The following is a 10358-nucleotide window of genomic DNA, read 5'->3' as shown; positions in this document are numbered from 1 at the left end:
TTATTTGTTCCCCAACAACGTCTTCAGGCGCTCCCACTCGTCACAGGTATAATTTCTGGCATCCAGAATCTTCACCGTCCGCCCGCTGTCACGGTTGACGGAATACAGCGCATCCTTCTGCGGAGAAAGGATATCACCGGCATTCACCACAATGTCAGACTGGACTTCAGCGATCATTTTCAGTGAACCGCCGGCATCACTTAACACTAATGCATGCTTCCCTGACCTTTTGTCATAGCACGACTTCTTCACCTGCCACTCCATTGCATACCTTTACGTATCGGGAACTTTTACATTACGTTACACAGTAGCAGATAAACAAAGTGGCAATGGGCATCAATTGGTAAAACTGCGAAGTGAAATTAATGTTTTCCTAATGTTTCATTCACCCAATCAACGACGGCACGCCGGGATATCTTGATCCCCCCATTTTTCAGTTCGGCAGGCAGAGAAAGCCAATGTACCGGCTGCTGGAAACGTGCCAGTTTGTCTTTCACCCATTCGTTAAGTTCTGTCTCTGCGACGTCTGCGTCACATTCCACCACCGCCACCGGTCGATGACCAAATTCGGCGTCCTCGATCGGCACGATAAACGCCTGCAGCACGTGAGGATGCGTAACAATGACCCGTTCCACCTCTTCGGGTTGTATCCCCTCTCCGCCGCTAAAAAAGAGATTATCCAGACGTCCGGCGATGGTCAGTTTTCCGTCATTCAGCACGCCGCGATCGCGTGTGGCAAACCAGCCTTCATCGTTAGCCAGCGAAACCAGTTTACCGTCTCGCCAGTAGCCTTCCGCCATACTGGCCGCCCGCAGCCAGACTTCATCATTTACGATTCTGACTTCTCGTCCCGGTAAAGGCATACCGACATCAGCCAGACCGTCCGCCTCTTTTGCACATACCGTTGAAGCAAATTCCGTCAGGCCGTATCCGCACCAGCAGCGAATGCCCTGCGCGTGCGCCTGCTCGGTTAACGCCACCGGAATCGCCGCGCCACCCAGCAAAACGGCTTTCAGCGCCACCGGCGTCTGGTTCACCAGCAGTCGCCAGAGTTGCGTTGGCACCAGCGAAGCATGGGTGCATCCGGCCAGCATCTGTTCCAGCGGCTGTTTTTCCCGTACCGTCATCCGCGCCCCGGCCACTAACCAGCGCCAAAGAATCCCCTGTCCGGAGACATGAAACAACGGCAGAGAGAGCAGCCAGTCGTCCTCTGTTGCCAGCGGCATCAGCGACAGCACACCGTCAGCACTGGCAATATGCGCCTGACAGGTATGAACTGCCGCTTTCGGTAGACCGGTCGAACCGGAGGTCAGCGTCATGGAACACAGACGCTGCGGCTGCCAGTCGACGGCATGCTGCCCGTTCACGTTCAGGCAGTTCAGCGGGATCAGAAAGGGAAAGCGGTTTTCTCCCTCCAGGTCCAGCGCAAACTGCAGCGTGAGATCGGGCAGCAATGTTGCCAGTAAGGCGTGAGGAAGCTGCGGGTTGACCGGCAGGATCCGTGCACCGCACTGCAACAGCGCCAGCCATGCCAGCAGTGTCTGCGGATGATTCCAGGCGCACAGCATCACGCCGCAGCCTTCGGTAACCCCCTGCGCGGCAAAACCGCTCGCCAGGGCATCAATACGCGTACAGAGCGTGCGCCAGCTTAGCACCTCATCATTCAGGCGTATGGCTGGCGCGTCTCCCTGAACCTGCCGCCAGTATCGCCACGGCCAGTCAGGAAAGGTCATCGCAGGCGTTCCAGTGCAGATTCTTCAATACAGGGCAACATGCTGCCCGGCCAGCGACGAATCTGCTGCGCCTGCATCAGGCTCAGCGTATCCAGTCCCGGAATGGTGTCTGGCGTCAGCCACGCGGCAATGCGCGCCAGTTGGGTCAGACCCAGGCTCGACTCGATGGATGAACTGATCACCGCCGTCAGCCCCAGCGCATGCGCGGCCTGTACCTGCTCACGCACTTTTTCCAGCGACCCGGTCAGCGTCGGTTTGATCACCACTGCACGTACGCCCTCTTCTGCTTCAAAGACAAAATCCGCCTCACGCAGGCTTTCGTCCCAGGCGATAGCAATCCCGGTTTCACGGGCAAAGGCTCGCGAGTCGTCGCGCGTTTTGCACGGTTCTTCGAGGAAAGCGATGCGGTTACGGTAGTCCGGGTTCACGTACTTCGCGAACTGCTGCGCCTTCAACGGCGTCCAGGCGCGGTTGGCATCCAGCCGCAGCCGCAATTCCGGGATCGCCTCCAGCAGCAGGTTGACCACCATGCCGTCGCGAACCGCTTCGTACAGTCCGACCTTCACCTTCGCGACTTTTTCGCCGGGCATGTCCGCCAGTTGCAGCACCAGATCGTCCGGGTCCCCGGTACACAGCGGCGCCGCCCGATAGTCTGCGGCTTCAGGCAGCGTTCCGGCTATTTCCGCCAGTGCACAACTGACGCCAAAGGCCACAGAAGGCATGTCAGGCAATGCATCTTCTCCCTGCAGCCAGCCGTCAACCCAGGCCAGCAGCGCAACCTGCGCCTCTTCCTGGGTTTCCTGACTGAATCCCGGCAGTGGGGAGATCTCTCCCCATCCCTGACGCTCGCCGTCGTGCAGGCGAACATACAGCCCGTCACGCGTTTTTAACCGCCTGTCGCGCAGAACCACCCCCGCGTCCATGGGGATCTGCCAGCGGTATACCTGCGCGCTACGCATTACGGATTCCGTTTGAATTTGCTGAAATCAGGCTGACGTTTCTGGTTGAAGGCGTTACGGCCTTCCTGACCTTCTTCCGTCATGTAGAACAGCATGGTGGCGTTACCCGCCAGCTCCTGCAAACCGGCCTGACCATCACAGTCGGCGTTCAGCGCCGCTTTCAGGCAACGCAGCGCCATCGGGCTGTTTTGCAGCATTTCACGACACCAGCGCACGGTCTCTTTTTCGAGTTCGGCCAATGGGACAACGGTGTTCACCAGCCCCATATCCAGCGCCTGTTTGGCATCGTACTGACGGCACAGGAACCAGATTTCACGCGCTTTCTTCTGCCCCACGATCCGCGCCATGTAAGACGCCCCCCAGCCGCCGTCAAAGGAGCCGACTTTCGGGCCGGTCTGCCCGAAGATGGCATTTTCCGCCGCAATCGTCAGGTCGCACATCATATGCAGCACGTGACCACCGCCAATGGAATAACCCGCCACCATCGCCACGACCGGCTTCGGACAGGTACGGATCTGGCGCTGGAAATCCAGCACGTTCAGGTGATGCACACCAGAGTCATCCTGATAGCCGCCGTAGTCGCCGCGAACCTTCTGGTCGCCGCCGGCACAAAAGGCTTTATCGCCTGCGCCAGTCAGAATAATCACGCCCACGTTATCGTCGTAACGGGCATCCGCCATCGCCTGAATCATCTCTTTGACGGTCAGAGGACGGAATGCGTTGCGCACCTGCGGACGATTAATGGTGATTTTTGCGATACCGTCGGTCGATTTCTCATAGCGAATGTCGGTGTAGCCTTCCGAGCAATCGTTCCATTCTACCGGTGCGTAAAGCATTGTTTCATCAGGATAGATCATAGTGTGTCCTTTAGTCAGAGACGCAGAATCTGAGCCAGACAGTCCACCACGCCTGCGGGATTTTCCCGGTGCGCATTGTGTCCGGCGTTACGAATCACATGGCGGGTCGCCGCTAATTCCGTCGCCAGGGCGCAGAATTTGCTGTCACGTTCACCACATAAATAATAAAACGGAAAGGCGCGCGCGGTGAGCGCAGCGCGTAAATCAGGCTGGACCGCCAGCGAAGTGGCTTCCAGCATTGCCGCCAGCGTTTCGCCGTTATTCTGGCTACGCAGCGCGACCAGCGCTTCTCGTTGCCGCGCGTTCAGCGAAGCAAAAACCGGCTGCTGATACCAGTCAGTAAACACCTCTGTCAGCGCGTCATGGCGAAAACGTTCCGCCCAGTGATGGTCAGAATCCCGGCGCGCGTCGCGTTCGGCGTCGCTTTGCAGTCCCGGATGCCCGCCTTCAACCACCAGGCCGCAAAGCCCCGGCATTTCCTGACAGGCCGCCATCATCGCCACTCTGCCGCCGAGGGAATATCCCACCAGCCAGTATTTCAGTATGTTGTAACTAAGAAGGGTATCACGCAGCAAGCTGATCACATCGGTAAATCCGCTGACGCGGATCTCCGCCGATCCACCGTGACCAGGCAGATCGATGTACAAGCGTGAAAAGCCGGAAAGCCGCTCGCCGATCGGTTGCCATTCCTGGCTATCGCCGGAAAAACCGTGCAGGAAAACCAGCCAGGGTGAGTCTGACTGCGCGGCTTTTGCCTGCGCGTGCAGGATCATAATTGGCTCACCTGCGCCAGCAGCTGTTGTAGCGTCTGCGCGCCGTCGGTGTCGTTGACCACCAGTTCAATCACCGTGGTCGCAGGCGTACGCCACGCGCCAGCCAGCGCCGCCTCCAGTTCATCCCAGCTTTCCGGGCGATGATACTTGAGGTTAAACATTGCAGCCGCGTGTTCAAAATGGACATTTTGCGGCATCAGGTAAAAGCGTTCACGTTCGCTCTGCGGCGTGGGCAGCAGCGAGAAAATCTGCCCGCCGTTATTGTTCACCACAATCAGTACGAACGGCGCGGAGACCTGCCGTAACAGGGCTAACGCATTGAGATCGTACAACGCCGATAAATCGCCCACGATCGCCAGCGTCGATTTCGCGCTGGCGCGCTGCACGCCCGCAGCGGTCGATAACAGACCATCAATACCACTTGCGCCGCGATTGCTGTAAACCGGGTAACCTGCCGGAAGCTGCGACAGCGCGTCAATCAGGCGCACCACCAGGCTGTTGCCGACAAAAAGCTGCCCCTGCTCGGGCAGATAGTCGCGAATGCGATGCGCCAGTTGCGCCTCGCCAAAAGTATCACGCCGCGCCGCCACGGCCTGCCAGGCCTGCTCCGCCAGACGCGGAATGTCTACACACCACGGTTGCCGTTTTTCCGCAGGATGCAGTTCCAGCCAGTCGCCGATTTTTGCCACCAGACGACGACCGCGATGATGCGCCGGATCCAGCCGCCCTTCGATATTATCGACAATCCAGTACTCCTCCGGCTCACAGTTTGCCTGCCATTGCAGTAAGCGTTTTCCGGTCAGACTGCTGCCCAGCTGCACCACAATCTGTGCCTGCTGCAGTTCCGTCACCGCCTTCGGATTGCCGAGCCAGAGGTCGGCACAGGGAAGCGGCTGTCCGGTTTGCGACAGCACATCGCCAATCAGCGGCCAGCCCAACGTCTGCGCCCATTGCGCAACTTTCTTGCCCTCTTCTGCACCCATTCGCCCGGCAACAACAACGCCGCGTTTTTGCCGCCAGAAGAACCAGTCGCGCTGTTTGTCGCTCTCCAGCCGACGCGCTTCGCGCAGCCAGGGTTTGTCATCCTGCCACCAGTCACCGAGACGCTGTTGCCAGGCCAGACCGGTTTCGTCCATCTCGCCATATAACGGCTCGGCAAACGGACAGTTGATATGGACCGCGCCGGCATGCAGCGAGGCCAGCGCATTATCGATAGTCGACACCAGCCAACGGGCCGGAATGTCCTGCGTCGGGCGCGGAAGCGAAAGCGTTTGTGACGGGTGTGACGCAAACATGCCAGCCTGACGAATCGCCTGATTCGCGCCGCAGTCAATCAGTTCAGGAGGACGATCGGCCGTCAGAAGGATCAGTTTTTCACCGGTCAGCCCCGCTTCAATCAGCGCCGGATAGAGGTTAGCGACCGCCGTACCGGAGGTCACGATCACGGCAACAGGCTGTTTACTCACCTTCGCCAGTCCCAGCGCCAGATGACCAAGACCACGCTCATCAAAATGCGTGTGGTGAATAAAAGCCGAATTTTCCGCCGCCGCCAGAGTGAGCGGCGTGGAACGAGAGCCAGGGGCAATGCAAACATGCCTGACGCCATGGCGAGTTAATGCTTCCAGAATGACCGCCGCCCAGCGTCGGTTAAATGCGCTTACTGACATGAGATTGTCCGGTATCAATATTGCGACTCAGTATAAAGAACGGAAAAAAGGGATTATTGATATGAGTCGGGAATATGTAACTCATTATCCATCCATCTGTAACAAAGATCGCAGACCAGCGGCTTTATTATCGATTTCCTGCCACTCCTGCTCAGGGTCTGACCCACGAACAATACCCGCACCGGCATACAGCCGAACCACGTTACCGCTGATTTTCGCCGACCGCAGCGAAACACAAAATTCGCTTTGCTGTAATGACAGATAGCCCGCCGACCCGGCGTACCATTCCCGCGCAAAAGGTTCACGCTGCTGAATAAATGCCCGTGCCCGTTCGCGTGGGATCCCGGCCACGGCTGCCGTGGGCTGCAACTGCAGTAAACAGAGCGTGTCATCCGCCTGATTCAGCGCCGTCCAGATGCAGCGTCGCAAATGCTGCACTTTTCGCAACCGCAGCACCTGCGGCGGCAAAACGTCCAGTGTATGCGTGTAGTCCTGCAGGCGCTGACAGATATCCTCGACCACCAGCATATTTTCGCGCTGATTTTTGTCGTCCTTCATCAGCCATTCGCCCAGTTGCCAGGCCTTATAATCATCCGGGTGATTCGCTACCGTCCCGGCGAGCGCCTCGGTACGGAGCGCGGTATCGCGACGTCGCCAGAGACGTTCCGGAGACGAACCCAGGAACGCACTCTGCGCAGAAAAAGCCATATAAAAATGGTAGCAGTTCAGGTTCAAACGGCGACTTGAAGCCATCACAGCAGCGGCATTCACCGGGCGAGAAAAGTGCAGATCGCTGGCGCGCGCCAGCACCACTTTATCCAGTTCACCTTCGGCAATCGTCTGCGTGGCCTGCTCAATCAGGGTGATCCAGCCTGCTTTTTCGGGCCAGTGCTGTTCAGCGGTTTTGCTCAGACGTAATGTCGGCAGCGGTTTTACACTCGCCAGCGAGGCGAGAAAGGTCAGCGCCCGGTCAGCATCCTCGCGCAGAGAAACATCACTCCACAAATGCAGACGCAGCACAGCCACGCCCGCACAGCGCCGCCACTCAAGACGCGGTAACACCAGGTTACCCTGCTCTGGATCAAACGCATTCAGTCCCCAGATACGCAGGTCGGTTTGCTGCGGATGTTGGCGAAGAAAGCATTGCGCCTCATCGAGAGAAGAAAATGGCGCAACGACGCCCAGCACGGCGGCCTCTTCATCACCGTTGCGCTGCTGCCAGTAAAATTGCGGATAAATGGACTGACTTGCCAGCCAGCTTAACGCATCGAAAGCGTCATTAAGGGGAAAAGGAACATCGAGAACCCGAATGCCTGGTGCCGCCGGGATTGCCTGCGACAAAAGACGCGTCAGACCTTCCAGCGCAGTAGTGAGTGAATGCACGCGGACCTCTCCCTGTTAAAAACCTCACATTATACGGGGTACTGCACAAAAAAAGCAGTACCCCAGTTTAGGGAGTCAATGCGATCTCGCTTGCAGATTAGCGTCGTGCCAACAGTAAGCCGAGCACCAGTCCGACCGCCGCGCCAACGCCAATCCCCTGCCAGGGTTTTTCGTGCACATAATCATCTGCACGATAAACGGCCTGTCTGGCACGATAATAATAGCTATCTGAAGCCTGACTTACGCGATTTTTGACCTCATCCAGCGCCTTTTCAGCCCGCGCTTTCAGCTCAATGTATTTCTGATCGGCGGGATCCCCTGAGGAACGCAGCACCTCTTCCAGCGTTTCACTCAGCAACGTCAGGTCGTCATCAATACGCGAATCACCAAATTGATAAGACATTCTCGTTCTCCATGTTAGTAAACCTGCCCCTAACTATAGACAACGACTCAGGATCCCGCCCGAATCGCTTCGCGCGCCATCCCCACATGTGGGATGCCATCTTCCTCATAGACTTCGGTGACCGGAGCAAAACCAAATCGTGCATAGAATGCCTGCAAATGCGCCTGTGCGCCCAGATACAGCGCCTTCTCCGGCCAGTGTCGCTGACAAGACGCCAGCGTCTGCGCCATCAAATTTTGGCCCAGCTTTTCACCGCGTAACGCTTCACTGACGATCACCCGTCCAATCACGACGGGCTCCAGATCTTCAGTGCTTTTCAGAATCCTCGCATACGCCACCAGCTCGCCGTCATGCCAGCCCAGGATATGGCGGTTCTCACCCACCAGATCGTCACCGTCTACGTCGAGATAGGGACAGTTCTGCTCCACAACAAACACCGCACAGCGCAGTTTTAACAGCGCATAGAGCTGTGGGACGGTTAATTCCGAATGATGCAGGTCTTGCCAGGTAATCATCGTGCGCTCCTTTTCCGTAAACGATTTATACTAGCCAGATTATTTTTCAAAAGTGTAATGAAATAATGGAATTTCTCTTTCTGGGTACCTCAGCTGGCGTGCCCACGCGTACGCGCAACGTGACAGCCATTTTGCTACATCATCAACACCCGACGCAGCCCGCGCTATGGCTGTTTGACTGTGGTGAAGGTACGCAACATCAGATGTTGAGCACGGCATATCATCCCGGCAAAATTGAACGGATTTTCATCAGCCATCTGCACGGCGATCATCTGTTCGGTTTGCCGGGTTTACTGTGCAGTCGTTCGATGGCGGGCAATGCTCAGCCGCTAACGCTTTACGGGCCGAAGGGGCTGCGTGAGTTTACTGAAACCGCGCTGCGTCTGAGCGGCTCATGGACTGACTATCCGCTGGAAATCGTCGAAATCACCGCCGGGGAAATTCTTGATGACGGGCTGCGAAAAGTAACGGCTTACCCGCTTGAACACCCGCTGGAATGTTACGGTTACCGCGTTGAGGAGCATGATAAACCCGGCGCGCTCAACGCCAAAGCGCTGAAAGCCGCTGGGGTGAAGGCCGGTCCCTGGTTTCAGGATCTGAAAGCAGGCAAAACGGTCACCCTGGAAGACGGCAGCGTGATACGCGGGGCCGATTTTCTTGCCCCAGCGACGCCCGGTAAAACGGTCGCGATTTTTGGCGATACCGCGCCCTGCGCATCCGCGCTTGATCTGGCGAAAGGGGTCGACGTGATGATTCACGAAACCACGCTGGATACGTCAATGGAAGAAAAGGCCAACAGCCGTGGACACAGTTCCACCCGCCAGGCGGCACTGCTGGCACGGGAGGCTGCAGTCGGAAAGCTCATCATAACGCACGTCAGTTCGCGCTATGACGCCGCAGGTTGCCAGCGACTGCTGGCAGAGTGTCAGGCTATCTTCCCTTCCACTGAACTTGCCGACGATTTCGCCATTTTCACGGTTTAGGGCTCCATTTTTTGCTCTCAGTGCCGATAACAGTAAAAACGCAGTATTCACACTGAGGACAGCATGGACAATTTCCAGAAAGATATCGATGACAGGGCGAATCTGACCCTGTCCAACCGCTTTGAACTGCTGCTGTTTCGTCTGGGAAACTCCCTGCACGAACAGAAATCTGAGCTGTTTGGCATTAACGTGTTCAAGTTGCGCGAAATTGTACCTATGCCTGCCTTTACTCGTCCGGCAGGGATGAAGGCGCCATTGCTGGGAATGGTCAATATTCGCGATCAGGTGATTCCGGTTATTGACCTCCCCGCCGTAGCCGGCTGCAAGCCGGAGAATGGACTCAACATTCTGTTAATCACCGAATATGCCCGTAGCGTGCAGGCCTTCGCCGTCGAGTCGGTCGAAAACATCATGCGCCTGGACTGGAAGCAGGTACACACCTCAGAGAAAGCGGTGAACGGCCGCTACATCACCAGTATCGCCTGTCTGGATGAAGACAAAGAGACCAACAACCTGGCGCTGGTGCTCGACGTAGAACAGATTCTGTATGACATCGTGCCATCGAATCACGACCTGCGCGCAACGGAACTGAAAACCAATAAGTTCAACATCACTCCCGGTGCCGTGGCTATTGTCGCGGAAGACTCCCGCGTGGCCCGTGCGATGCTGGAGAAAGGTCTGACGGCCATGGACATTCCCCATCAAATGCACGTCACCGGTAAAGATGCCTGGGACAAAATTCAGCAACTGGCGCAGGAAGCGGAAGCGGAAGGCAAAGCGATTAGCGAGAAGATCGCACTGGTGTTAACCGATCTGGAAATGCCGGAGATGGATGGTTTCACCCTGACCCGAAAAATCAAAACCGACGAGCGGCTGAAGAAAATTCCGGTGGTGATCCACTCTTCTCTTTCCGGTAGTGCCAATGAAGATCACGTCCGCAAAGTGAAAGCCGATGGCTACGTGGCGAAGTTTGAAGTGAATGAACTGTCATCCGTTATTCAGGAAGTGATGGACCGCGCGGCGCAAAACATCAGCGGCCCGCTGGTCAGTCGTCAGTTGATTGCCTGAAGATTCTTCATCCATAA

Annotated in this window: 11 protein-coding genes; 2 read left to right on the top strand and 9 right to left on the bottom strand. The window is 56.8% G+C overall.

What is annotated here, in order from left to right:
• The 9 genes from pmrD to AOY24_RS00690 all read right to left on the bottom strand — a co-directional run bounded on the left by pmrD (nt 1) and on the right by AOY24_RS00690 (nt 8290).
• On the bottom strand, nt 1-264 hold the full coding sequence (gene pmrD / locus AOY24_RS00730) for a signal transduction protein PmrD (protein ID WP_044258528.1): 264 nt from the start codon (nt 262-264) through the stop codon (nt 1-3).
• A 98-nt stretch (nt 265-362) separates the two neighbouring features.
• Entirely contained in the window at nt 363-1733 is a 1371-nt protein-coding gene (menE, locus tag AOY24_RS00725) for an o-succinylbenzoate--CoA ligase (protein WP_054175976.1), read from the bottom strand.
• The gene (gene menC / locus AOY24_RS00720; protein ID WP_054175975.1) at nt 1730-2692 is read right to left on the bottom strand and encodes an o-succinylbenzoate synthase; all 963 of its coding nucleotides are present in this window, start codon (nt 2690-2692) and stop codon (nt 1730-1732) included. The genes menE and menC overlap by 4 nt, the downstream gene beginning before the upstream one ends.
• Nucleotides 2692-3549: a 1,4-dihydroxy-2-naphthoyl-CoA synthase gene (gene menB, locus AOY24_RS00715; RefSeq protein WP_054175974.1), complete on the bottom strand. Its 858-nt coding sequence runs from the start codon at nt 3547-3549 to the stop codon at nt 2692-2694. Before menB ends, menC begins: the two co-directional genes overlap by 1 nt.
• Nucleotides 3550-3563: 14 nt before the next feature.
• Nucleotides 3564-4322, bottom strand: a complete 759-nt coding sequence (gene menH, locus AOY24_RS00710) for a 2-succinyl-6-hydroxy-2,4-cyclohexadiene-1-carboxylate synthase (protein WP_054175973.1) — start codon at nt 4320-4322, stop codon at nt 3564-3566.
• Nucleotides 4319-5989 (bottom strand): 2-succinyl-5-enolpyruvyl-6-hydroxy-3-cyclohexene-1-carboxylic-acid synthase, encoded by a 1671-nt coding sequence (gene menD, locus AOY24_RS00705; RefSeq protein WP_054175972.1) that lies wholly within the window; start codon nt 5987-5989, stop codon nt 4319-4321. Before menD ends, menH begins: the two co-directional genes overlap by 4 nt.
• Before the next feature lie 84 nt (nt 5990-6073).
• Nucleotides 6074-7372 (bottom strand): isochorismate synthase MenF, encoded by a 1299-nt coding sequence (gene menF, locus AOY24_RS00700; protein ID WP_044258518.1) that lies wholly within the window; start codon nt 7370-7372, stop codon nt 6074-6076.
• Nucleotides 7373-7469: 97 nt separating this feature from the next.
• Complete coding sequence (elaB, locus tag AOY24_RS00695) at nt 7470-7775, bottom strand: stress response protein ElaB (RefSeq protein WP_043000026.1); 306 nt, start codon at nt 7773-7775, stop codon at nt 7470-7472.
• A 47-nt stretch (nt 7776-7822) separates the two neighbouring features.
• Nucleotides 7823-8290: a GNAT family N-acetyltransferase gene (locus AOY24_RS00690; RefSeq protein WP_044266239.1), complete on the bottom strand. Its 468-nt coding sequence runs from the start codon at nt 8288-8290 to the stop codon at nt 7823-7825.
• Between the two features lie 65 nt (nt 8291-8355).
• Between AOY24_RS00690 and rbn the strand changes: the two genes are divergently transcribed.
• Entirely contained in the window at nt 8356-9273 is a 918-nt protein-coding gene (gene rbn / locus AOY24_RS00685; RefSeq protein WP_043000024.1) for a ribonuclease BN, read from the top strand.
• Nucleotides 9274-9336: 63 nt separating this feature from the next.
• Complete coding sequence (locus tag AOY24_RS00680) at nt 9337-10341, top strand: chemotaxis protein (RefSeq protein WP_054175971.1); 1005 nt, start codon at nt 9337-9339, stop codon at nt 10339-10341.
• Nucleotides 10342-10358 lie beyond the last annotated feature (17 nt).

The sequence above is a fragment of the Citrobacter sp. CtB7.12 genome, assembly GCF_001297795.1.
Classification (GTDB): domain Bacteria; phylum Pseudomonadota; class Gammaproteobacteria; order Enterobacterales; family Enterobacteriaceae; genus Citrobacter_A; species Citrobacter_A amalonaticus.
Note: the sequence above shows the minus strand (reverse complement) of the source record. Positions and strands in the feature narration are given on the sequence as shown.